Source organism: Citrobacter amalonaticus (genome assembly GCF_002918555.1).
In the GTDB taxonomy this organism is placed as follows: Bacteria; Pseudomonadota; Gammaproteobacteria; order Enterobacterales; family Enterobacteriaceae; genus Citrobacter_C; species Citrobacter_C amalonaticus_A.
In genome coordinates, this window is sequence record NZ_PQMB01000002.1 from 1,076,417 (window position 1) to 1,099,522 (window position 23,106).

At 53.2% G+C, this 23,106-nt stretch carries 19 protein-coding genes and 1 other annotated feature; of the genes, 8 read left to right on the forward strand and 11 right to left on the reverse strand.

The features are described from left to right. The first annotated feature begins 143 nt into the window (after window positions 1-143). A complete protein-coding gene (gene ybaL, locus C3432_RS10670) occupies window positions 144-1,820 on the forward strand; it encodes a YbaL family putative K(+) efflux transporter (RefSeq protein ID WP_103776566.1) in 1,677 nt (558 codons plus the stop codon). A 53-nt stretch (window positions 1,821-1,873) separates the two neighbouring features. On the opposite strand, the gene gsk is transcribed toward ybaL, so the two are convergent. Next, window positions 1,874-3,178 carry an inosine/guanosine kinase gene (gsk, locus tag C3432_RS10675; protein ID WP_103776567.1) on the reverse strand — a complete coding sequence of 435 codons (1,305 nt, stop codon included), beginning with the start codon at window positions 3,176-3,178 and terminating at the stop codon, window positions 1,874-1,876. A gap of 141 nt (window positions 3,179-3,319) precedes the next feature. On the opposite strand from gsk, the gene aes reads away from it, so the two are divergent. Further along, the gene (gene aes / locus C3432_RS10680; protein WP_103776568.1) at window positions 3,320-4,276 is read left to right on the forward strand and encodes an acetyl esterase; all 957 of its coding nucleotides are present in this window, start codon (window positions 3,320-3,322) and stop codon (window positions 4,274-4,276) included. Here the strand turns inward: aes and hemH are convergent. The 8 genes from hemH to C3432_RS10735 all read right to left on the reverse strand — a co-directional run bounded on the left by hemH (window position 4,273) and on the right by C3432_RS10735 (window position 12,373). Next, window positions 4,273-5,235 carry a ferrochelatase gene (gene hemH, locus C3432_RS10685; RefSeq protein WP_103776569.1) on the reverse strand — a complete coding sequence of 321 codons (963 nt, stop codon included), beginning with the start codon at window positions 5,233-5,235 and terminating at the stop codon, window positions 4,273-4,275. The genes aes and hemH overlap by 4 nt on opposite strands. A gap of 162 nt (window positions 5,236-5,397) precedes the next feature. Beyond that, window positions 5,398-6,042, reverse strand: a complete 645-nt coding sequence (gene adk / locus C3432_RS10690; protein ID WP_103776570.1) for an adenylate kinase — start codon at window positions 6,040-6,042, stop codon at window positions 5,398-5,400. Window positions 6,043-6,285: 243 nt separating this feature from the next. After that, window positions 6,286-8,160, reverse strand: coding sequence for a molecular chaperone HtpG (gene htpG, locus C3432_RS10705; RefSeq protein ID WP_103776572.1), 1,875 nt, complete (start codon window positions 8,158-8,160; stop codon window positions 6,286-6,288). A gap of 110 nt (window positions 8,161-8,270) precedes the next feature. Continuing rightward, window positions 8,271-8,876, reverse strand: coding sequence for a recombination mediator RecR (gene recR / locus C3432_RS10710; RefSeq protein ID WP_103776573.1), 606 nt, complete (start codon window positions 8,874-8,876; stop codon window positions 8,271-8,273). After that, complete coding sequence (locus C3432_RS10715; RefSeq protein WP_103776574.1) at window positions 8,876-9,205, reverse strand: YbaB/EbfC family nucleoid-associated protein; 330 nt, start codon at window positions 9,203-9,205, stop codon at window positions 8,876-8,878. Before C3432_RS10715 ends, recR begins: the two co-directional genes overlap by 1 nt. A 53-nt stretch (window positions 9,206-9,258) precedes the next feature. Next, window positions 9,259-11,187 (reverse strand): DNA polymerase III subunit gamma/tau, encoded by a 1,929-nt coding sequence (dnaX, locus tag C3432_RS10720; RefSeq protein ID WP_103776575.1) that lies wholly within the window; start codon window positions 11,185-11,187, stop codon window positions 9,259-9,261. Further along, window positions 9,862-9,926: a sequence feature (DnaX frameshifting element), on the reverse strand. Its footprint overlaps the gene before it by 65 nt. A 106-nt stretch (window positions 11,188-11,293) precedes the next feature. After that, entirely contained in the window at window positions 11,294-11,845 is a 552-nt protein-coding gene (gene apt / locus C3432_RS10725) for an adenine phosphoribosyltransferase (RefSeq protein ID WP_103776576.1), read from the reverse strand. Between the two features lie 150 nt (window positions 11,846-11,995). Further along, the gene (locus tag C3432_RS10735) at window positions 11,996-12,373 is read right to left on the reverse strand and encodes a DUF454 family protein (protein WP_103776577.1); all 378 of its coding nucleotides are present in this window, start codon (window positions 12,371-12,373) and stop codon (window positions 11,996-11,998) included. A gap of 68 nt (window positions 12,374-12,441) precedes the next feature. Here C3432_RS10735 and priC point away from each other — a divergent pair, with 68 nt between their 5' ends. Then, a complete protein-coding gene (gene priC, locus C3432_RS10740; protein WP_103776578.1) occupies window positions 12,442-12,969 on the forward strand; it encodes a primosomal replication protein N'' in 528 nt (175 codons plus the stop codon). 14 nt (window positions 12,970-12,983) lie between these two features. Next, the gene (gene rsmS, locus C3432_RS10745) at window positions 12,984-13,145 is read left to right on the forward strand and encodes a pleiotropic regulatory protein RsmS (RefSeq protein WP_103776579.1); all 162 of its coding nucleotides are present in this window, start codon (window positions 12,984-12,986) and stop codon (window positions 13,143-13,145) included. A 118-nt stretch (window positions 13,146-13,263) separates the two neighbouring features. On the opposite strand, the gene mscK is transcribed toward rsmS, so the two are convergent. Beyond that, window positions 13,264-16,623 (reverse strand): mechanosensitive channel MscK, encoded by a 3,360-nt coding sequence (gene mscK, locus C3432_RS10750; protein WP_103776580.1) that lies wholly within the window; start codon window positions 16,621-16,623, stop codon window positions 13,264-13,266. A gap of 120 nt (window positions 16,624-16,743) precedes the next feature. Then, window positions 16,744-17,397, reverse strand: coding sequence for a multidrug efflux transporter transcriptional repressor AcrR (gene acrR / locus C3432_RS10755; RefSeq protein ID WP_103776581.1), 654 nt, complete (start codon window positions 17,395-17,397; stop codon window positions 16,744-16,746). Between the two features lie 141 nt (window positions 17,398-17,538). Between acrR and acrA the strand changes: the two genes are divergently transcribed. From acrA to C3432_RS10775, 4 genes are all read left to right on the forward strand, one after another. Continuing rightward, the gene (gene acrA, locus C3432_RS10760) at window positions 17,539-18,732 is read left to right on the forward strand and encodes a multidrug efflux RND transporter periplasmic adaptor subunit AcrA (protein ID WP_103776582.1); all 1,194 of its coding nucleotides are present in this window, start codon (window positions 17,539-17,541) and stop codon (window positions 18,730-18,732) included. A gap of 22 nt (window positions 18,733-18,754) precedes the next feature. After that, window positions 18,755-21,904 (forward strand): multidrug efflux RND transporter permease subunit AcrB, encoded by a 3,150-nt coding sequence (gene acrB, locus C3432_RS10765; protein ID WP_103776583.1) that lies wholly within the window; start codon window positions 18,755-18,757, stop codon window positions 21,902-21,904. 497 nt (window positions 21,905-22,401) lie between these two features. Continuing rightward, window positions 22,402-22,776, forward strand: coding sequence for an Hha toxicity modulator TomB (tomB, locus tag C3432_RS10770; RefSeq protein ID WP_103776584.1), 375 nt, complete (start codon window positions 22,402-22,404; stop codon window positions 22,774-22,776). Between the two features lie 27 nt (window positions 22,777-22,803). Beyond that, window positions 22,804-23,022 (forward strand): HHA domain-containing protein, encoded by a 219-nt coding sequence (locus C3432_RS10775; RefSeq protein WP_001280991.1) that lies wholly within the window; start codon window positions 22,804-22,806, stop codon window positions 23,020-23,022. Window positions 23,023-23,106 lie beyond the last annotated feature (84 nt).

Here is a 23,106-nt window from a genome sequence, read left to right on the forward strand (position 1 = left end):
CCTCATTCGTTTTCCGATCCGTGCTTTTTTATTTCTAAATTCCGTTTTTCTTCAGGTTTCAACAATTATTCATAAACATAAACATCAAAATTGTCATAAACTATTACCTGGAATTTTGGAACCCACCAACCAAAGGAGACGGAATGCATCACGCCACCCCGCTTATCACCACCATTGTTGGCGGCCTTGTGCTCGCTTTTATACTTGGCATGATTGCCAATAAGCTTCGTATTTCTCCTCTGGTGGGATATTTGTTAGCGGGCGTTCTGGCCGGCCCCTTTACGCCAGGCTTTGTGGCAGATACCCAACTGGCGCCAGAACTGGCAGAACTCGGCGTGATCCTGCTGATGTTTGGCGTGGGGCTACATTTCTCATTGAAGGATTTGATGGCGGTAAAGTCTATCGCCATTCCTGGTGCTATCGCCCAGATAGCCGTGGCGACGTTACTGGGTATGGCGCTTTCCGCAGTGATGGGCTGGTCGTTGATGACCGGCATCGTATTCGGGTTATGTCTCTCAACCGCCAGTACCGTGGTACTGCTGCGCGCGCTTGAGGAACGGCAGTTAATCGATAGCCAGCGTGGACAAATCGCCATCGGCTGGCTGATCGTCGAAGATCTGGTGATGGTACTGACGCTGGTACTGCTGCCCGCGATTGCCGGGATGGTTGAACAAGACAACGTCGGTTTCGCCACGCTGGCGATCGATATGGGCATCACGATCGGCAAGGTGGTGGCGTTCATCGCCATTATGATGCTGGTAGGTCGCCGCCTGGTGCCCTGGATTATGGCCCGCAGCGCCGCGACGGGCTCCCGCGAACTGTTCACGCTTTCCGTACTGGCGCTGGCATTAGGTATCGCCTTTGGCGCGGTAGAGTTGTTCGACGTCTCCTTTGCGCTTGGCGCATTCTTCGCCGGAATGGTGCTGAACGAATCCGAACTGAGCCACCGGGCGGCCCACGATACCCTGCCGCTGCGCGACGCGTTCGCGGTGCTGTTCTTCGTTTCCGTCGGGATGCTCTTTGATCCAATGATTCTGATTCAGCAGCCGCTGGCGGTGCTGGCGACGCTTGCGATCATCATCTTTGGTAAATCCGTTGCCGCCTTCTTCCTGGTACGCCTGTTTGGTCACTCGCAGCGTACCGCGTTAACCATCGCCGCCAGCCTGGCGCAGATTGGTGAATTCGCCTTCATTCTGGCGGGCCTTGGCATGGCGCTGAACCTGCTGCCGCAGGCAGGACAAAACCTGGTGCTCGCCGGGGCGATTCTGTCGATTATGCTCAATCCGGTGCTGTTCGCTGTGCTGGAGAAATACCTCGCAAAAACCGAAACTCTGGAAGAGCAGACGCTGGAAGAGGCCATCGAAGAAGAGAAGCAGATCCCGGTGGATATCTGCAACCATGCTCTGCTGGTCGGTTTTGGCCGCGTCGGCAGTCTGCTGGGCGAAAAACTGATGGCGGCGGGTATTCCGCTGGTGGTTATCGAAACGTCACGTACCCGCGTGGATGAGCTGCGTGAACGCGGTATTCGTGCGGTGTTGGGCAACGCTGCCAATGAAGAGATCATGAGTCTGGCGCATCTGGAGTGCGCTCGCTGGCTGCTGCTGACTATCCCGAACGGATACGAGGCCGGAGAGATCGTGGCCACCGCCCGCGAGAAATCACCGAACATTGAAATTATCGCCCGCGCGCACTACGACGATGAAGTGGAATATATTACCGAGCGTGGCGCCAATCAGGTGGTGATGGGCGAGCGTGAAATCGCCCGCTCGATGCTGGAACTGCTGGAGACACCGCCAGCCGGTGAAGTGGTGACAGGTTAACCGCAGGCCCGGCAAGCGTCAGCGCCGCCGGGCAATATTGCCGCAGGGCAAGTCTAACGATCCCAGTACGACTCTTCGAGACTATCCTCGCGCTCCGGCAGCCCTCGCGTCAGCCGCGGGGAGTGCTGGTTCAGTACCTGATAACTCACGCGGTTGGCATATTTACAAACCTGCGCCAATGACGAATAGGTCAGCCAGGTAAACTGGTGTTTGCTGGAGTTTGGCACATTGGTACGGTGGTAGCTGTTGGCGGTAATATCATGTAACAGCGCCGCCAGCGCGCCATCCCCTGCGCCGTTCGTGTTCATGATTTTTTCCGGTCCGCCCATATAAGGCGCGATATGCGAATAAACGCGCAGCGGGCGGGTACAATCTTTATGCCGCATCGCCCGGCTGAACTCATACTGATTGAACTCAGCAATGGCCCCCGGCAGCAGTGGGTGCTGAGTTTTGCGTTTCACTTCGTCTTCGGTGAAACCTGCCATAAACAACCCAATCGGCCCGGCGGTGCACAACACCAGATCCACCCAGTCCAGCGCTTTATCAGACGCCAGAAGCGGATCGTTCTCGCCGGTCAGCGCCTCTGCTTCTTCTTCGTTCATCGCCAGGATAGAGACATTTTCTTTGAGGAATGTCTGCCACCACTGTGGATTGTCGGCAATAACAAACTTCGTCCCCAGCGTTAATACTACCGGTACGTTATGCTTTTTCGCATATTCAATGGCCTTCATGGTCGCTTCTGGCATCGGTTCGCCGGGTTTGCAGCGCACCAGATAGGAGGTCAGCACCAGCGCAGAAGCCCCGGCAATCACCGATTCAGGGATGCTATCCGCCCGCAGCTGATTCATATGCCCTGGGCTGATTGCAAAGGTACGCTCCCCGGACTCGCCAATCAGCGTAAAGCAGCGACCAATTGGTCCGTTAACCCCCTGCAGGTAGTTGAGATCGGTGCGGCTGGAGGTATTGCACAGATAGCGGTAAGCATAGCTGCCAATCTCAATATTGCTGCACATTACGCCAAGCAGTACCGAACGGTCATCGGCCAGCACGGAGTAGTTGTGCATGGTGTTGCCAATCGTTCCACCGGCAAACTGATGCGTGATCAGGTTTTCGCGCACCAGCTCCTGATATAGCGCTTCCGCGACGTCATCCTCAATCACCAGCGAATGCCCGGCGCTTAATCCATAACGTTGTATAAAGCCATCATCGACTTTGGCTTCAATATCCACCAGCGTCTGATCGATACCGACCACCCATGAGGCGCTGGTTTCATTTTCAGGCTGAATCTGTTGCAGCAGCGGATCGCGTGCATTGACGGGGAAGTAATGTTTGGATTTACGTTTACCGGGAAATTTCATGATGGTTTTTACGGGTGGCCAACTGAGCGCAGCATGGTAGCACATTCGCCCCGACACGACAGAGTTTCAATATCGGACGGTGGGATCGCAGTTTCGCAGGCTTAAATTTTTACAATAATTCGATTTCACAAGGAGCATCTTATGAAACCGGAAAACAAGATCCCCGTACTCGAGCGTATTTCAGATGAGATGAGAGCCGTCATCAACGTCCATCAGGATTTACCGCCCTGGCCGCCTGCCGATGATATTATGGCGATGCGCCAGCACTATACTCTCGAACGTCGCTTCTGGAATGCTGGCGCGCCGCCAATGGAGACGCGAGAATGCGTGGTCCCTTGCGCTTACGGAGAGGTCGCTGCCCGCCTCTATTACCCAAAGCCAGGCAGCACAGCCACCCTGTTTTATCTGCACGGCGGCGGATTTATCCTGGGTAACCTGGACACCCATGACCGTATCATGCGGCTGCTGGCTGATTACACGCAGTGCACGGTGATTGGCGTTGACTATTCGCTGTCACCGGAAGCGCGTTTCCCACAGGCCATTGAGGAGACGGTCGCCGCCTGCCAGTTTTTTCATCAGCGTGCCGATAAATATCAACTGAACATGACGCGGATTGGCTTTGCGGGAGATTCTGCTGGCGCCATGCTGGCGCTTTCCAGCGCGCTGTGGCTGCGGGACAAACGGGTAGCCTGCGGGAAAGTGGCTGGCGTGCTGCTGTGGTATGGCCTGTACGGTATGCAGGATTCCGTCAGCCGACGGCTGCATGGCGGCAGCTGGGATGGACTCACGCGCGAAGATCTCCTGATGTACGAAAATGCCTATCTTCGTAACGAGGAAGACCGTGAGTCACCTTACTACTGCCTGTTTAATAACGATCTGACACACGATGTGCCACCGTGCTTTATAGTCGGTGCAGAGTTTGATCCGCTGATTGATGACAGTCGCCTGCTTTATCAGACGTTACAGGCGCATCAGCAACCCTGTGAGTACAAAATGTACCCTGGTACGCTGCACGCCTTCCTGCACTACTCGCGGATGATGAAAAGCGCCGATGAGGCATTGCGGGACGGCGCGCATTTCTTTAAGACCCAAATTTAGCGGTATGGCTCCGTCAGCTTCAGCATCATATCAATATGTTCCGGCGTGGCGTTCAACGCCGGAATATATTCATACTGCTTCCCACCGGACTCAAGGAAGATCTCCCGGTTTTGTACCGCAATTTCCTCCAGCGTTTCCAGACAATCCGCGGCAAAACCGGGGCACATCACCTGAATATGACCCGTCCCCTTCTCACCCAACATTTTCAGCGTTTCATCGGTGTACGGCATCAGCCAGGGTTCGCGGCCAAAGCGTGACTGGAAGGTCATCATCACTTTTTCCGGCGGCAGTCCCAGCACGGAAACCAGCTCACGGGTGGTATCGCGGCAGCGCTGCGGATAATCGTCCCCTTCATCTGCGTAACGCTGTGGGATGCCGTGGTACGACAGCAGCAGCAGATCCGGCTCACCGTGCTTTGCAAACGAGGCGCGTGCGCTTTTTGCTAGCGCGTCAATGTAGGCGCGATCGTCGGCATAATCGCGAATAAATGAGAGTCCGGGAATGCTGCGTTTACGTGCCATAATCCGCGCCAGCTCATCCCAGACCGCCGCCACGGTGGAACAGGAGTACTGCGGGTAAAGCGGCAGCACCACAATGTGCTCAACATCGTTCGCCAGCAGTTCATCGACAGCACTCTCCAGGGAAGGCGAACCGTAGCTCATCCCCAGTGCAACCGGTGTTTCTGGCAGACGTTGCGCCAGCGCCTGCTGCTGCGCCCGGCTGTAAACCATCAGCGGCGAGCCGCCGTCCATCCAGACAGACTGGTAGAGCTTTGCCACGCGAGGCGCACGCAATGGCAGGATCACACCACGCAGCAATGGCCACCACAGCAGACGAGATGTATCCACAACACGCTCATCGCTTAAAAACTGTTTCAGATAGCGTTTGACCGCCTCAGGAGTGGGGGCATCGGGAGTTCCCAGGTTGGCCAGCAGAATACCGGTTTTCGTCTGATGCATTACCGCCTCTTATCGATTCAAATTGTTGATAATTGTAGCGGAAAAGTGAGGAAGAAGAACTAATTGCTGTGAGAGGTGAAGTTTTGCCGGATGGCGATGCGCAGTATCTTATCCGGCCTACGGGAGTCCCGATAAGCACAGCGCCATCGGGCATTTTACGAATTAATCGAGGATTTTTTCCAGGGAGGCGCGAACATCCGCCACGGCCTGAGTACCGTCAACCTTCGCGTATTGGGTGTTGCCTGCTTCCGCTTCTTTCTGGTAGTAGCCAATCAGCGGCGCGGTCATCTGATGATATTCCACCAGACGCTTGCGTACGGTCTCTTCCTGGTCGTCTTTACGGGTGGTCAGTTCTTCACCGGTCACATCGTCTTTGCCTTCCACTTTAGGTGGATTGAATTTGATGTGGTAGACGCGACCAGAAGCAGCGTGCACGCGGCGACCCACGATACGATCAACGATCAGCTCGTCCGGTACGGCGAATTCGAGAACATAATCAACGTTGATACCCGCTTCTTTCATGGCGTCAGCCTGCGGAATAGTACGCGGGAAGCCGTCCAGCAGGAAGCCGTTACGGCAATCTTCCTGAGCAATACGCTCTTTTACCAGCGCGATCACCAGCTCGTCGGTCACCAGCTTACCGGCGTCCATGATGTCTTTCGCTTGTTTTCCCAGCTCGGAGCCTGATTTCACGGCAGCGCGCAGCATATCGCCAGTGGAGATTTGCGGAATACCATATTTCTCCATGATGAACTGAGCCTGAGTTCCTTTACCCGCGCCCGGAGCGCCAAGCAGAATGATACGCATTACGAAAATCCCCTCAAAGGTTGTCGGTATTTTTTAAAATTAGCGCTAAACGATACCACCATCACGCAATCCGCTCAAGGAAGGTGCCCTGCGCTGAAACGGTTAATGACGGGAAAATAAAAAAAGAGAGGATTTGAAAGGCAAAATGCCGGATGGCGCTGACGCTTATCCGGCCTACACGCGGCTATCAGCCGTAGGCCGGATAAGACGCCCGGCGTCCTATCCGGCATTACAGAGCAACGTTCAGGAAACCAGCAGCTGGTTCATACGGCGGATGAACTGGTTAGGATCTTCCAGCGTGCCGCGCTCAGCGAACAGCGCCTGATCCAGCAACAGCTCAACCCATTCGCTGAACTTCGCTTCATCCTCAGTGTCCGCGGTGCGTTTCACCAGCGCGTGGTCCGGGTTAAGTTCAAAGATATATTTCACTTCCGGTACCGCCTGGCCCGCCGCCGCAAACAGCTTCGCCATCTGGGTGCTCATTTCGTCGGCGTCGGTGGTGACAATTGCCGGCGTATCGGTCAGACGGTGAGTCAGACGAACTTCCTTCACGCGATCGCCCAGCAGGGTTTTCACGCGCTCAACGAATGGCGTCAGCGCTTTTTCCGCTTCTTTTGCGCTTTCGTCTACTTCATCCGCCAGCTTGTCGATAGACTCGTCGGCTTTTGCCACGGACTGGAACGCTTTACCATCGAACTCGGTCAGGTAGTTCATCATCCACTCGTCGATGCGATCGGAAAGCAGCAGCACTTCAATGCCTTTCTTACGCAGCAGCTCCAGGTGCGGGCTGCTCTTCGCCGCCGCATAGCTGTCAGCAGTGATGTAGTAGATTTTCTCCTGCCCTTCCTTCATCCGCGAAACGTACTCTTCCAGAGAGACGGTCTGTGCGGAAGAGTCGGTATGCGTGGAGGCAAAACGCAACAGTCTGGCGATAGTTTCCTGGTTGGCGTGATCTTCCGCCGGGCCTTCTTTCAGCACCAGGCCGAACTGTTTCCAGAAGGTCTGGTATTTTTCCGCGTCGTCTTTCGCCAGTTTTTCCAGCATCTGCAAAACGCGTTTGGTCAGCGCGCTGCGCAGGTTACGGGTGACCGTGCTGTCCTGGAGGATCTCACGGGATACGTTCAGCGGCAGGTCGTTTGAATCTATCAGGCCACGCACAAAGCGCAGATAGTTCGGCATAAACTGTTCGGCATCGTCCATAATGAACACGCGCTGAACGTACAGCTTCAGACCATGCTTGTGATCGCGGTTCCACATATCCCACGGTGCCTGAGACGGGATGTAAAGCAGGCTGGTGTACTCCTGCTTGCCTTCCACGCGGTTGTGGCTCCAGGTCAGCGGATCGGTAAAATCGTGAGCGATGTGCTTGTAGAATTCGTTGTACTCATCGTCTTTGATGTCTGATTTATTGCGAGTCCACAGCGCCTGCGCCTTGTTGATTTTCTCCCAGGAAACCACGGTTTCGCCGTCTGTCTCTTCCTGTTTTTCAATCTCTACCGGCAGAGCGATATGGTCAGAATATTTGCTGATGATGGAACGCACGCGCCAGTCATCCAGGAACTCGTCTTCCCCTTCACGCAGGTGCAGGGTGATTTCCGTTCCGCGATCGTCTTTGGTGATATCCGCAACGGTATACTCGCCTTCGCCCGCAGATTCCCAGAACACGCCGTTTTCCGGTTTGTCGCCCGCCGCACGGGTCCGGACGGTCACTTTATCTGCCACGATAAACGCGGAGTAGAACCCCACACCAAACTGACCGATCAGCTGGCTGTCTTTCGCCTGGTCAGACCCCATTGATTCAAGGAAGGATTTTGTGCCAGATTTCGCAATCGTCCCCAGATGATCGATGACGTCATCACGGTTCATCCCCACGCCATTATCCGCGATGGTCAGCGTACGCTTATCTTTATCGAAGGAGACGCGCACGCGCAGTTCGCCGTTACCTTCATAGAGGTCCGGGTTCGACAGCGCGCGAAAACGCAGCTTGTCTGCCGCATCAGAGGCGTTAGAGATAAGCTCACGCAGGAAGATTTCTTTATTGGAATACAGAGAATGGATCATCAGGTGCAGAAGCTGTTTGACTTCTGACTGAAAACCACGCGTTTCTTGTCCTTTCATGTAGATCTACCTCAACAATGCCATTTTTAATGGTAAAAACAGGTTGAGGAGGAAATGGGGACAAGCGGGAAGGATTTCAAGCGGAAGCCGCCGTCGCGGCCTCCGTTTGTTCAGAATTTAATCTTGTGTCGCCCTGCCAGAGAGTGCGACAGCGTGGTGCCATCGACCATCTCCAGCTCGCCGCCTACCGGCACGCCGTGGGCGATGCGGCTGGCTTCAACGCCATATTGCGCACAAAGCTCGGCAATATAGTTCGCGGTGGCCTCCCCTTCGACCGTCGGGTTGGTCGCAAGGATCACTTCATTAAGCGTTTCTGACGCCAGCCGCTGTTCCAGCCGGTCGAGACCGATATCATCCGGCCCGATGCCGTCGAGCGGCGACAGATGCCCCATCAGTACGAAGTAGCGCCCGGAATACTGCCCGGTCTGCTCAATGGCGTAGATGTCCGCCGGACTCTCCACCACGCAGATTTGGCCATTCTCCTGGCGACGCGGATTCGAACAGATATTGCACACATCCTGCTCGGTGAAGGTGCGGCAATCGGCACAGTGACCAATTTCCGACATCGCCCGGGTGAGCGCTTGCGCCAGACGCATCCCGCCGCTGCGGTCACGCTGAAGCAGCGTAAACGCCATTCGCTGCGCCGACTTCGGGCCAACGCCCGGCAGACAGCGCAGTGCTTCCATAAGCTGAGTTAACAGCGGGCTGGTTTGCATCAGAACGGCATCTTAAAGCCAGGTGGCAGCTGCATGCCGGAGGAGACAGAAGCCATCTTCTCTTTTTGAGTCTCTTCAATACGACGTGCAGCATCGTTGAATGCGGCAGCGACCAGATCTTCCAGCATCTCTTTGTCATCTTCCAGCAGGCCTGGATCGATTTCCACGCGACGGCAGTTGTGCGCGCCGTTGATGGTCACTTTTACCAGACCAGCGCCGGATTCGCCGGTCACTTCCAGCTTCGCGATTTCTTCCTGCATCTGCTGCATTTTTTCCTGCATCTGCTGGGCCTGTTTCATCAGGTTACCCAGACCGCCTTTACCAAACATAGGCTTCTCTCTCAATCACGTTAAGGGATGGCAATCGTAAGCGTCGCTTACGATCAAATGGGGCGAATACTCTCTTCATCCAGGTCTGCATCAAAAAATCGACGCAGGGTCTGGATGTTGTTATCCGCAATAATCGACTCACGCGCCTGCGCGAGTTTTTCTTCATAAATCGCCTGACGCCACTCCAGCGGCGTACGCTGTGCCGGATTATCATCTTCAACGATGGTCAGTTCAACCGTTGAACCTGCAAGCGTACTGAGCGCCTCAGCCAATTTTTGCTGGGCACCGGTAGAATTCAGATGGCGCTGGCTGGAACGCAAATGCAGGCAGACCGCATTGCCGTTCTCCTCTTTCCAGGCATTAAGAGCCACCTGCTCGACCAGTTTCGGCAGTGACAGCTGGCTGACCTGCGCCGCCCACGGATCGCGTTCAATCGCTTCTGCCGCAAGCCTGGCCGCCAGTTCCGGCGTTTTTTCATGCTCCAGCGCCTTCTTCAGCGCTTTGGGCGTGGCCACAACTTCTTTCACTTCGGCAACCGGATTGGTCGCCTTCCAGCGGTAGGCCTCTTTCTTCGCCGGAGCCTGCTCAAGCGCAGACGGCGCAGGACGGGCCTGCACGCGTTCTGACACCGAAGCCAGTCTTTCCAGCGCAGCATTATTCACCGGCCGCGCGCGGGAAGCGGCTGCCGGTTCACTCTTTTTTGCTTTGGTTGCTCCCTGCGCACGCTGCAACTGATTACGCGCCGCCAGTACCTGACTGGTGGATTCCGGCAGAGAAGCCGCTGGCACCTGATGCGCCGGTGCGGGCGACGGAGGCACCTGGGTCGGCGTCATCACCGCCGTCGGAGCGACAGGCGCAAAAGATTGCCGGGGAACCTCTGGTTCCGGCAAGGGCATACGCGGGTGGAACGCCAGCGCACGTAGCAACGTCATTTCCACGCCCATCCGTCTGTCGGGCGCGAAGGGCAGTTCTTTACGGCCAATCAACAGCGTCTGGTAATAGAGCTGAACATCGGCCGGCGGCACGGTGCGCGCCAGTTCGCGTATACGCTGCTCCACCGCGGCCATATCGCTACCGAGTGCAGCCGGTGAGAGCTGGACCATTGCGATACGGTGCAACAGCCCCAGCATTTCAACCAACAACGCTTCCCACTCGACGCCGCGGGCGGCCGCCTCATTGACCAGCAACATCACCCGCTCGCCGTTCGCTTCTATTACCGCTTCCACCAGCGATAGCGCCTGATCATCATCCAGCGTACCGAGCATTGCGCTCACCGCCTGGGTGGAGACCTGTCCATCACCGCTGGCAATCGCCTGATCGGTCAGACTCAGCGCATCTCGCAGGCTGCCATCGGCTGCACGAGACAACAGCTGCAACGCGCGCGGTTCGTGAGCGATATGCTCTTCATTAAGGATATGCTCAAGCTGATGGCGGATCTGTTCGACATCGAGCGCCTTGAGATGGAATTGCAGACAGCGCGACAAAATTGTCACCGGCAGCTTCTGCGGGTCGGTGGTCGCCAGCAGGAACTTAACGTGCGCAGGCGGTTCCTCAAGCGTTTTGAGCAATGCGTTGAAGCTGTGACGGGACAGCATGTGCACTTCGTCGATCAAATAAACTTTAAAACGACCGCGGGCGGGAGCGTACTGGACGTTATCCAGTAGATCACGCGTGTCTTCGACTTTGGTGCGCGAGGCAGCATCGATCTCAATCAGATCGACAAAACGCCCCTGCTCGATTTCACGACAGTTATCACATACGCCGCACGGCGTAGCGGTAATGCCGGTTTCACAATTCAGCCCCTTCGCCAGCAGACGGGCGATAGAGGTTTTCCCGACGCCACGAGTGCCGGAAAACAGATAAGCATGGTGAATACGCCCTAACGACAAGCCGTTCGCCAGTGCGGTCAGCACATGTTCCTGGCCGACGACGTCAGCAAAGGTTTGTGGGCGCCATTTTCGGGCTAAGACCTGATAACTCATTGGCAGGCTCTGAAACGCTGGAAGGTGGATTCATAGGGAGGAATGCTAACACAACCTCGCCAATACAGCGAGGTTGACTAATAATCTTCAGGCGCTGCTGAACGGATTAATGCCCGGGGAAAGGAACCAGGCTATAACAGGCGATCCCCTGCTTTTCCAGACGCTGCTCGCCGCCCAGATCGAACAGATTGATAATGAAAGCCGCATCGGTCACTTCACCGCCCAGACGACGGATCAGCTTCACTGTCGCTTCGATTGTTCCACCGGTTGCCAGCAGATCGTCCACCACCAGCACCTTATCGCCAGTCTGGATGGCATCAACGTGGATTTCCAGTTGGTCAGTGCCGTATTCCAGTTCATAACTTTCAGCAATGGTTTCACGCGGTAATTTACGCGGCTTACGTACCGGAACGAATCCGACGCCCAGGCCAAGCGCTACCGGTGCGCCAAACAGAAAGCCACGCGCTTCGGTACCGACAACCTTTGTGATGCCCGCATTTTTGTAACGCTCAACCAGCAATTCAATGCTGAGCGCGTAAGCTTTTGGGTCTTCCAGTAAGCTGGTGACGTCACGGAAAAGAATGCCCGGTTTTGGGTAGTCCTGAATGCTTTTGATGCTATTTTTGATAAACTCAAGCTGCTGTGCAGTCGCGGTCATAGATGTATGCCTGCTATTACTGTGTTACTCACGGCGCACACTTTCACGATCAAAGTAACGATTGTTTAACCTTTGACCGTCTGCGCCTGTGCTCGAAAACGGTCGAATTTACTGGCTGTGAAGAACAATTGCAACCGACATTATTGTGCTTCAGTACTTTTGTTGCTTTTCATCAATCACCGGAATCCGCCACATGAAAATCAGCAAACAGGCAAGAATAACCAGCAGCAATATCCGCACCCAATTCATCTGAACCAGCCAGAGTGAAATACCGAATGTTACGAGGATAAGCGCGACAGCCCGAGGCTTCGCCCCCGGCGGCATCGCCTTGTATTTTTGCCAGTGGCGCAAGTAGCTGCCGAACCATGAACGGTAGAGCAACCAGTGATGAAAACGCGGCGATGAGCGGGCAAAGCACCAGGCTGCCAGTAAGATAAATGGCGTTGTCGGCAACAAAGGCAATACAACACCCAGCGTCCCCAGTGCTACCGCCAGCCAGCCAATAATGATTAAAATGATCCGTTGCATAATAAAAGTCGTCGAACGCCGAAAGGCTACTGTAGCATAACAGTTCTCATTTTCACTGGAGTGTTCGTTTGAAAACCACCATGCTGTTAGAAAAACTGGAGAACCAGCTCACCAGTCTGCGCCAGCAGTGTGCCCCGGTCGCTCAACACGCCACGCTGAGCGCACGTTTTGACAGACACCTTTTTCATACCCGCAGCACGCAGTTGCAGGCCTGTCTGGCTGAAGCGCAAGACAATCTCCTCGCACTGCGTCATGCCGTCGAACGGCAGCAGCGGCCGCAGGTTGCCTGGCTGGCTGAACATCTCGCCTCACAGCTGGAAGCGATCGCCCGGGAGAGCGCCGCCTGGTCGCTCAGGGAGTGGGATAACACCTCACCCGCGCTCGCCCGCTGGCAACGTAAACGCATTCAACATCAGGAGTTTGAGCGCCGCCTGCAGGAGATGATCCAAATACGTAAGATACGGCTGGCGCAGACCACCAGCCTTAGCGAACAACAGACGCTACAGCGTGAAATTGAAGCATATGAGGGGCGTCTGGCTCGCTGCCGCCATGCTCTGGAAAATATCGAACGTGTGCTGGCGCGTTTAACCCGCTAATCACTGGAGAAAGTATGTCACTGGAAAACGCCCCGGACGAAGTCAAACTGGCCGTCGACCTGATTGCCCTGCTGGAAGAAAACAATGTCGCCCCGGATACCGTATTGAAAGCGCTGGAAATGGTTAAACGGGACTATGAAAAAAAAGTGGCTCAGACCGCTGACAAACCTGACTGAGTTTTGCCGGATGGCGGGGCAAGCGCCTCATCCGGCCTGTAACCTAAGGCAATTTCAAACACCTGCACTGAACTTCATGCCTGATAAGCGCAGCGCCATCAGGCATGCGATAGTTTGATTAAACCGCAGGCGTCGGGTCGTCACCGTTGATCTCACGCTTCACTTCTGTCACCTCATCCCCCTTCTCGTTGCGCAGATGCACTTCAAGCTGGTTAAAGGCAATATCAATGTTGTTTTCACGGCACAGACGATCGATAGCCCGGTTGAGTTCATCTACCGTATGGCTGCGGTCGCGCAGTTCACGAACGTATAAGCGCAATTCATGATCGAGCGTACTGGCGCCGAAGGTTGTAAAGAAGACCGCAGGCTGCGGATCGTGCATCACTTTTGGATGCTCCGTTGCCGCCTGTAGCAACACTTTCTTCACTTTATCAAGATCGGAACCGTAAGCCACGCCCAGACGGATCACCAGACGCGTCGTTGTATCCGACAGCGACCAGTTGATGAGTCGCTCGGTCACAAACGCTTTATTCGGAATGATCACCTCTTTGCGATCGAAGTCAGTAATCGTCGTCGCACGAATACGGATCTTACTGACCGTACCGGAGAAGGTACCGATCGTGACCGTATCGCCAATCCGCACCGGGCGTTCGAACAAAATGATCAGACCCGAAACGAAGTTACCGAAGATCTCCTGTAAACCAAAACCGAGACCAACCGACAGGGCCGCCGCCAGCCATTGCAGTTTATCCCACGATACGCCCAGTGAGCCAAATACCGTCATCGCCCCCGCGGCAATGATGATGTAATTAAGGATCGTGGTGATCGCATAGGATGCCCCCTGGCGCATTTTCAGACGCGAAAGCACCAGGACTTCAAGCAAACCCGGCAGGTTGCGGATCAGCGCCCAGGCCACCATAGAGGCAATAATCGCAAACAGCAGGCTGCCCATGGTGACGCTTTTCACTACGGCAGCACCGGCTTCTGTTCCGTTGTAGTGCCAGAGGGTAATGCTGTCGAGATAGCTGAACACGGTGATCAGATCGGACCAAATCGCCCAGAACATCACCCCAAACAGCGCTATCATCACTAACATGGTAATACGCAGCGTTTGCTGGTTTACCTGCTCCAGCGCAATAGTTGGCTCTTCCTTCGGCTCCGCACCTTCCGCCCCCTCTTTCACCAGGTTCTCACGACGGGCAAGCGCACGACGCCAGGCGATACGGCGTGCCGCGACGCTTAAGCCCCGCAGCACCGTCTGATACAACAGATTCCAGACGATCACCAGATAGACGGTTTCAATCCAGCGGCCTGATAAACGCAGCGTGGTATAGAAGTAGCCAGTTGCCGTCAGTACCATCAACGCGATCGGAATGATCGACAGCACGGTGATCGTGACCAGACGTAATCCATGCGACTCTTTATCACGCCAGCTTTCACGACACATTGGCCAGACCAGAAACGCTATCAGCAGCAGATTCAGGAATATGACCGACTGGCCAAGCACGTCGTCCATCAGATTCAGTGGAGAAAGCTCGGCGACAACGGACCAGAAATGCAGCGGTAACAGCGCCAGGCTGATACGTACAATTTGCCGGCGCCAGTGGCTGGTCAACTGTGCAGGCATACCGAAGTGCCGGACGGCCACCCCTTCTTTCTCCAGTACCTTCCAGCAGAGGCCGAAAACCAGCCAGAAGATCGCCAGCTTCTTGCTGAACGCCCAGAGCAGATCGCTGATGTTCAGCTGCATGGTGAGCAGAATCAAACCGGCGGCGAGAATGATCAGACATGCAGGCAACGCGCGAATCAGATCGATCAATATTGCCTTTGGCGTATTGAGCTGGCTGTCGTTACGCAAGTTACCGACCGCAGAGGCCAGCTTCTGTTGATACGCCTTAAGCCATTTCAGGCGCCAGCGAATAACCCCGGCAACCAGTAACAGCGGCAAGCCCGCCAGAAACGCGACAAACACCGCAGGCCAGGCTTTCTCCCAGTTCACGGTGATTTTCATCGATTTGAACTGCTCTTTCAGCGATTGCGGGAAAGCTTTAATCCAGTCCCAGTCCATCGGACGATTACTGTTAACCCAGAAGATCTGCTGGGTCAGGATGCTTTTAAGGTTCTTCGAGACGCTCATTAACTGCTGCTGGTTGATTTGCAGGTTAATCGCCATCATCAGCTGATTGCCCAGCTGTTTATTCAGCTGATCCAGCAGTTCGCGACGCATGTCCACGACCTGTAACAGGGCGTCATGGACTTCGTCATTCACTTCACTGCTGTGCCCTTCCTCCAGTCTGGCGACAAAAGCGTCGTTCTGGAACAACTCGTCACGTTGCTGGTTAACCTCAAACTGCTCCAGACGCAAATCGGCAATTCTGTTGGTCATATCTGCAAGCTCATCCGCCGATGGCAGCGTTTGCTGCTGCTGGTACAAAATGCGCGACAGCAGCAGGCTGCCCTTCAGCACCGCAATTTGCTCTTTAATATTGCGTTCAGATTGCAGAGCACGATCAAGCCAGTTTTTGACCTTGAGATTTTGCTGCATCAGCGCGTTGCCGTTTTCAGTCGCGGTAATCAGTCGCTGGCTGAGCTGGTGGTTAATCTCCAGTTCCTGCTTCACCAGCGGATTCGCCTGAATACGTGCCGTTTCATCCGGAGATACCGCTTGCTGCGCCGTTTTCTCCGTGAGCGTCAGGCGTTTACTGTTTACCGCTTCCTGCAATAACTGCAGTTGATGTTCCAGGCGATTACTGTTGGCGGTAACGTAATCACGTTGTTTTTGCAGGGTATCCTGTAAAACGGTATTGCCTTCGAGACTTTTACGCTGCTGCTCGATCTGCGCACTCAACAGTGCCTGCTGCGCCTGTAACAGAGCCTGTTGGCTGGGGCGCAGCGCCGTTTCGCCAACGCCAGTACCATCGAGTCGGTTGCGAATCTGCTGCATCTGCTGCGAGGCGTTGTACATCGCATTCTGTACCCTCTCCGGCTGAGTTTGCAGAGAAACCAGCTGGCTGTTGTACGTGGCAAGATCGTTTTGCGCATTCTGTAAATCATCCAGCACCTGAGCAACGCGCAGTTCCAGCTGGCGCAGTGAGAGCGCGCTCAGCGTTTTTCGCGTTTCGTCATCATTATCCACATCGCTAAGCGCATTTAACGCATCGGTCGCCTGACGCATTTTTTCCGGCGCCTGCGCCACCCGCTGACGCAGCTGGATTGTCTCATCCTTCACCCGGTCGATTTTCTCAAGCGTGGCAATGGTCTCGATAAGATCCTGCTGAACCAGCTTATCCTGCGCGGAGAGATCTTTTTGCTTATTCAGCGTATCCAGTTGGCTTTGCACATCAGTCTTCGACGGCAGATCGCCATTCGATTGCGCGCGCGCGAATGCCGATGACTGACAGGACAGCATAAGAATAAAAAAGGTAATAGCGATCAGAACAAGATGCTGTGAACGTTTATGAAGCTGCAACATAGTCATGAGAATGAAGGTTTCTGCACCGGGAGAGCGACCGGAAATAGTCAAGCGATAAGGATATCACGGCTGTGTCAGGCAGAATAGCGGGACGCAGATCGTCCAGGAAAAATCCTCGCGTCCGTTTCAGACACTGTCGTTTGTTGCCGTTGCCCGTAGCGTGGGACAACATTGAAACATTTCCAGCAGGATGGTGACGTAACTCCGTGCTTCTTTCTTCAGATCAAAGGATTGCGGCGCAAAAAGCCAGTTCTCCATAATACCGGAAACATAAGCGCGCATGATGATTGCAGCACGGCGGGTGAGCAGATTTTCAGGTAACATTTTTGACTTGATACAACGCATTAACACCTGTTCAATCCGATCGTAGCTTTCAATGCAGATGCTACGTTGTGCCTGCTGAACAATCGCCATCTCCCCAACAAATTCACATTTATGGAATATAATCTCCATTAACAGACGTCGGCGCTCTTCCGTCACGGTGGCTTCAAGAAGATGAACTAGAATTTCTCTTAGCACTGATAGTGGATCGTCAGGGAATTTTGCCTGATACTCAGTCTCAAGCTCACCTATATTGGATTCTGATAGTTCCCAGATTTCACTAAATAAATCCGACTTGTTTTTGAAGTGCCAATAGATTGCGCCGCGAGTGACGCCAGCGGCTTTTGCAATCTCCGCAAGCGAGGTGGAAGATACGCCTTGTTGCGAGAACAAACGCAGGGCTACATCCAGGATGTGTTGACGAGTTTCCAGCGCTTGTTGTTTGGTTTTTCGTGCCATATGTCGGTGAATTTACAGGCGTTAGACTTACATACATTTATGGATGTATGTACCATAGCACGACGATAATATAAACGCAGCAATGGGTTTGTAGACATTTGACCATTGATCAATTTGAAATCGGACACTCGAGGTTTATATATGAACAAAAACAGAGGGTTTACGCCTCTGGCGGTCGTTCTGATGCTCTCAGGCAGCTTAGCGCTAACAGGATGTGACGACAAACCGGCCCAACAAGGGGGCCAGCAGATGCCAGAAGTTGGGGTTGTGACGCTCAAAACTGAACCTCTACAAATCACAACTGAACTCCCGGGTCGCACCAGCGCTTTCCGTGTTGCAGAAGTTCGCCCTCAGGTGAGCGGTATTATCCTGAAGCGCAATTTCACGGAAGGCAGCGACATCGAAGCAGGTGTGTCTCTTTATCAGATTGATCCTGCAACCTATCAAGCCACGTACGAAAGCGCAAAAGGCGATCTGGCCAAAGCACAGGCGGCTGCAAGCATTGCGCAGGTAACGGTAAGTCGTTATCAGAAACTGCTCGGTACCCAGTACATCAGCAAGCAAGATTACGATCAGGCGCAGGCCGATTTGCAGCAAGCCAATGCGGCTGTTGTCGCGGCCAAAGCCGCTGTTGAAACCGCACGTATCAATCTGGCTTACACCAAAGTCACCTCTCCGATTAGCGGGCGTATTGGTAAATCGTCCGTGACAGAAGGTGCGCTGGTGCAGAATGGTCAGGCAACCGCACTGGCAACGGTGCAGCAACTCGATCCGATCTATGTTGATGTGACCCAGTCAAGTAACGATTTCCTGCGTCTGAAGCAAGAGCTGACGAACGGGACGCTGAAACAGGAAAACGGCAAGGCGAAAGTCGAGCTGGTGACCAATGACGGCATCAAGTTCCCACAGTCTGGTACGCTGGAATTTTCTGACGTCACCGTTGACCAGACCACCGGCTCTATCACTTTACGCGCCATCTTCCCTAACCCGGATCATACCTTATTGCCGGGTATGTTTGTTCGCGCACGTCTGGAAGAAGGGACCAACCCAACCGCACTTCTGGTACCGCAGCAGGGGGTTACCCGTACGCCACGTGGCGACGCAACCGCTTTGGTTGTCGGTGCAGATGACAAAGTTGAAACCCGTCAAATCGTCGCAAGTCAGGCGATTGGCGACAAATGGCTGGTCACTGACGGACTTAAATCTGGTGATCGCGTCATTATCTCTGGTTTGCAAAAAGTACGCCCTGGCGTGCAGGTGAAAGCGCAGGAAGTAACGTCTGACAATCAACAACAAGCCGCGAACGGTGGCGAGTCAGAGCAAACAAAGTCTTAACTTAAACAGGAGCCGTTAAGACATGGCTAAGTTTTTTATCGATCGCCCTATTTTTGCATGGGTCATCGCCATCATCATCATGCTGGCAGGGGGCCTCGCGATCCTCAAATTGCCGGTGGCGCAATATCCAACGATTGCCCCACCAGCGATTACGATCTCTGCGGCCTACCCAGGTGCTGATGCGAAAACGGTTCAGGATACCGTAACGCAGGTTATCGAACAGAATATGAACGGTATCGATAACTTGCTCTATATGTCCTCTACCAGTGATTCCTCAGGTACGGTTCAGATTACGATCACCTTTGATTCTGGTACGGATGCGGATATCGCGCAGGTTCAGGTGCAGAACAAACTGCAGCTGGCAATGCCGTTGCTGCCGCAAGAAGTACAGCAACAGGGTGTGAGCGTTGAGAAATCCTCCAGCAGCTTCCTGATGGTTATGGGGATGATCAGTACTGATGGCTCCATGACACAGGAAGATATTGCGGACTACGTTGGCGCGACTATAAAAGATCCTGTCAGCCGTACCAGCGGCGTGGGTGATGTGCAGCTGTTTGGCGCACAATATGCGATGCGTATCTGGATGGATCCGACTGAGCTGAATAAATACCAGCTGACGCCGGTAGACGTTATTACTGCAATCAAAGCGCAAAACGCCCAGGTTGCTGCCGGTCAGTTAGGCGGTACGCCGCCGGTAAAAGGCCAGCAGCTTAACGCGTCTATTATTGCTCAAACGCGCCTGACCTCAGCCGAAGAGTTTGGCAAAATTCTGCTGAAAGTGAACCAGGATGGCTCACAGGTTCGCCTGCGTGATGTAGCGCGTGTTGAACTCGGTGGCGAGAACTACGATGTCATCGCGAAATTCAATGGTCAGCCGGCATCCGGTCTGGGGATCAAACTGGCAACAGGCGCAAACGCGCTGGATACGGCGAATGCAGTACGCGCGACAATTGCAAAACTGGAGCCTTTCTTCCCGCATGGTCTGAAAGTCGTTTACCCGTACGATACAACACCTTTTGTTAAAATTTCTATTAACGAAGTGGTGAAAACACTTGTTGAAGCTATCGTGCTGGTATTTATCGTTATGTACCTGTTCCTGCAAAACTTCCGTGCGACGCTGATTCCTACAATCGCCGTTCCGGTCGTACTGTTAGGAACATTTGCCATACTCTCGGCATTTGGTTTCTCAATAAATACGTTAACCATGTTTGGTATGGTTCTCGCGATAGGCCTCCTGGTCGATGATGCCATCGTTGTTGTTGAGAACGTCGAACGTGTCATGGTTGAAGAGGGATTACCGCCGAAAGAAGCAACGCGAAAATCGATGGGGCAAATCCAGGGAGCACTGGTCGGGATCGCGATGGTATTGTCGGCGGTATTTATTCCGATGGCTTTCTTTGGCGGTTCAACCGGGGCCATCTATCGCCAGTTCTCTATTACCATCGTTTCGGCAATGGTGCTTTCTGTTCTGGTTGCGATGATCCTGACTCCTGCTCTTTGCGCCACCATGCTTAAGCCGGTTGCTAAAGGTGACCATGGGGAAGGCAAGAAAGGGTTCTTCGGTTGGTTTAACCGCATGTTCGATAAGAGCACGCACCACTACACCGACAGCGTAGGTAACATTCTGCGCAGCACAGGACGTTACCTGCTGCTTTACCTGATCATTGTTGTCGGCATGGCTTTCCTGTTTGTTCGTCTGCCCAGTTCCTTCTTGCCAGATGAGGATCAGGGGGTATTCCTGACGATGGCGCAGCTTCCGGCTGGCGCAACCCAGGCACGTACGCAAAAAGTACTTGATGAGGTTACTGACTATTATCTGAAAGATGAAAAAGCAAACGTAAACTCTGTGTTTACCGTTAACGGCTTTGGATTCTCTGGTCGTGGTCAAAACACGGGTCTTGCCTTTGTCTCTCTTAAAAACTGGGAAGATCGTCCAGGAGAGGAAAATAAAGTTCCCGCAATTGCAGGACGTGCGAGCGCACACTTTGCTTCGATCAAAGATGCAATGGTCTTTGCCTTTAACCTGCCAGCGATTGTTGAACTGGGTACCGCTACCGGTTTTGACTTCCAGTTGATTGATCAGGCTAACCTCGGTCATGACAAACTCATGCAAGCGCGCAACCAGCTCTTCGGGGAAGTTGCGAAACACTCCGATCTGTTAGTGGGGGTTCGTCCAAATGGCCTGGAAGACACACCACAGTTCAAGATTGATATCGACCAGGAAAAAGCGCAGGCGTTAGGCGTTTCCATTAGCGATATTAATACAACTCTGGGTGCTGCCTGGGGGGGGAGTTACGTTAACGACTTCATCGATCGCGGTCGTGTGAAGAAAGTTTACGTTATGTCAGAAGCGAAATATCGCATGCTGCCTGAAGACATTGGCAACTGGTACGTTCGCGGAAGCGATGGTCAGATGGTTCCGTTCTCTGCCTTCTCATCCTCGCGCTGGGAATACGGTTCGCCTCGTCTGGAACGCTATAATGGTCTGCCTTCAATGGAAATTTTAGGACAGGCTGCACCGGGTAAGAGTACCGGTGAGGCGATGGCAATGATGGAAGAACTGGCCAGCAAGCTGCCATCCGGCATTGGCTATGACTGGACCGGTATGTCCTATCAGGAACGATTGTCCGGCAACCAGGCTCCTGCTCTTTATGCTATTTCATTAATCGTCGTCTTCCTGTGTCTGGCGGCGCTGTATGAGAGCTGGTCGATTCCGTTCTCCGTTATGCTGGTTGTTCCGCTTGGGGTTATCGGCGCGCTGCTGGCGGCGACCTTCCGTGGCCTGACCAATGACGTTTACTTCCAGGTGGGCCTGCTTACAACCATTGGGTTGTCGGCGAAGAACGCGATACTTATCGTAGAATTCGCCAAAGATCTTATGGATAAGGAAGGTAAAGGCCTGGTGGAAGCTACGCTGGAAGCGGTTCGTATGCGTTTACGTCCGATTCTGATGACGTCTCTGGCGTTTATCCTGGGCGTTATGCCTCTGGTAATCAGCTCCGGCGCAGGCTCCGGCGCGCAGAACGCCGTTGGTACTGGCGTAATGGGTGGGATGGTCACCGCAACGGTTCTGGCAATCTTCTTCGTTCCGGTGTTCTTTGTGGTGGTTCGCCGTCGCTTCAGCCGTAAGAGCGAAGATATTGAGCATACCCACCCGGTAGATCATCACTGATCCCCTCTCCTTCATAAGGCCGCGCAAGCGGCCTTTTTTCCCGATAAAATCATAAAAATTACTTATTGTTAGTACGTTTATTTTTCAAATAGTAAATAAACGTTATAATCCACAATTCACCAAAGGCTATTCCAGCAGATTGACTGCTTTTATTTTTCTGTTAATTAAGAAACATTAAGATTATTCCTGGCTGATTTGTCTTACCGTTTAGTCAGGAAGCAGACCGGCGATGCACATGACGGATAACTTAATGAATTACATAAACAATAAAGAACATGTCCTAATTCAGACATCATCATTAACCTGTCAGGCTTAGAAATTTGCCACACAATAGCGCTTTCCGGTTAATTGTAATTTTTCGTAATATGGCGGTGAAATCTTTTTTAGAGTAGATTATAGTTAAATCATCAGGAGTAGAGAGCAAGTTCCAGGTCAGATAGTTGTACCCATCCCGAAAGGTGTTCGGTTAGTTTAAACCTCGAAGAAGGGGATGCGTTATGGACGAATACTCACCCAAACGACATGATATCGCGCAGCTTAAATTTTTATGCGAAACGTTGTATCATGACTGTCTTGCAAACCTTGAAGAAAGCAATCATGGCTGGGTAAACGACCCAACCTCGACGATCAATCTTCAACTCAACGAACTGATAGAGCATATTGCAACCTTCGCACTTAATTATAAGATTAAGTATAATGAGGACAATAAGCTGATTGAACAGATCGATGAATATCTGGACGACACCTTTATGTTGTTCAGCAGTTATGGCATTAATGCGCAGGATCTGCAAAAATGGCGTAAATCGGGGAACCGACTGTTCCGTAGTTTTGTCAATGCCACCAGGGCAAATCCTGTTAGTTTGTCTTGTTAAAAATTATTACAATCATAGGTAAGATTTATGTCCGATAAACCATTAACTAAAACTGATTATTTGATGCGTTTGCGACGCTGTCAGACAATTGACACGCTCGAACGTGTTATTGAGAAAAATAAATATGAATTATCTGACAATGAACTGGCTGTATTTTACTCAGCAGCGGATCACCGCCTTGCCGAGTTGACCATGAATAAGCTTTACGACAAGATCCCCTCCTCCGTGTGGAAATTCATTCGTTAATTTATTACGTCACTCGCAAGGAATACAAACGCGATGTCTGACAGACCATTTTGTTCTGGTCGATACGTCAAACATATCATCGCG

Excerpts from the sequence above, each read along its gene's own strand:
- ybaL (WP_103776566.1), top strand. The coding sequence starts at position 144 with ATGCATCACGCCACCCCGCTTATCACCACCATTGTTGGCGGCCTTGTG.
- gsk (WP_103776567.1), bottom strand. The coding sequence starts at position 3,178 with ATGAAATTTCCCGGTAAACGTAAATCCAAACATTACTTCCCCGTCAAT.
- aes (WP_103776568.1), top strand. The coding sequence starts at position 3,320 with ATGAAACCGGAAAACAAGATCCCCGTACTCGAGCGTATTTCAGATGAG.
- hemH (WP_103776569.1), bottom strand. The coding sequence starts at position 5,235 with ATGCATCAGACGAAAACCGGTATTCTGCTGGCCAACCTGGGAACTCCC.
- adk (WP_103776570.1), bottom strand. The coding sequence starts at position 6,042 with ATGCGTATCATTCTGCTTGGCGCTCCGGGCGCGGGTAAAGGAACTCAG.
- htpG (WP_103776572.1), bottom strand. The coding sequence starts at position 8,160 with ATGAAAGGACAAGAAACGCGTGGTTTTCAGTCAGAAGTCAAACAGCTT.
- recR (WP_103776573.1), bottom strand. The coding sequence starts at position 8,876 with ATGCAAACCAGCCCGCTGTTAACTCAGCTTATGGAAGCACTGCGCTGT.
- C3432_RS10715 (WP_103776574.1), bottom strand. The coding sequence starts at position 9,205 with ATGTTTGGTAAAGGCGGTCTGGGTAACCTGATGAAACAGGCCCAGCAG.
- dnaX (WP_103776575.1), bottom strand. The coding sequence starts at position 11,187 with ATGAGTTATCAGGTCTTAGCCCGAAAATGGCGCCCACAAACCTTTGCT.
- apt (WP_103776576.1), bottom strand. The coding sequence starts at position 11,845 with ATGACCGCGACTGCACAGCAGCTTGAGTTTATCAAAAATAGCATCAAA.
- C3432_RS10735 (WP_103776577.1), bottom strand. The coding sequence starts at position 12,373 with ATGCAACGGATCATTTTAATCATTATTGGCTGGCTGGCGGTAGCACTG.
- rsmS (WP_103776579.1), top strand. The coding sequence starts at position 12,984 with ATGTCACTGGAAAACGCCCCGGACGAAGTCAAACTGGCCGTCGACCTG.
- mscK (WP_103776580.1), bottom strand. The coding sequence starts at position 16,623 with ATGACTATGTTGCAGCTTCATAAACGTTCACAGCATCTTGTTCTGATC.
- acrR (WP_103776581.1), bottom strand. The coding sequence starts at position 17,397 with ATGGCACGAAAAACCAAACAACAAGCGCTGGAAACTCGTCAACACATC.
- acrA (WP_103776582.1), top strand. The coding sequence starts at position 17,539 with ATGAACAAAAACAGAGGGTTTACGCCTCTGGCGGTCGTTCTGATGCTC.
- acrB (WP_103776583.1), top strand. The coding sequence starts at position 18,755 with ATGGCTAAGTTTTTTATCGATCGCCCTATTTTTGCATGGGTCATCGCC.
- tomB (WP_103776584.1), top strand. The coding sequence starts at position 22,402 with ATGGACGAATACTCACCCAAACGACATGATATCGCGCAGCTTAAATTT.
- C3432_RS10775 (WP_001280991.1), top strand. The coding sequence starts at position 22,804 with ATGTCCGATAAACCATTAACTAAAACTGATTATTTGATGCGTTTGCGA.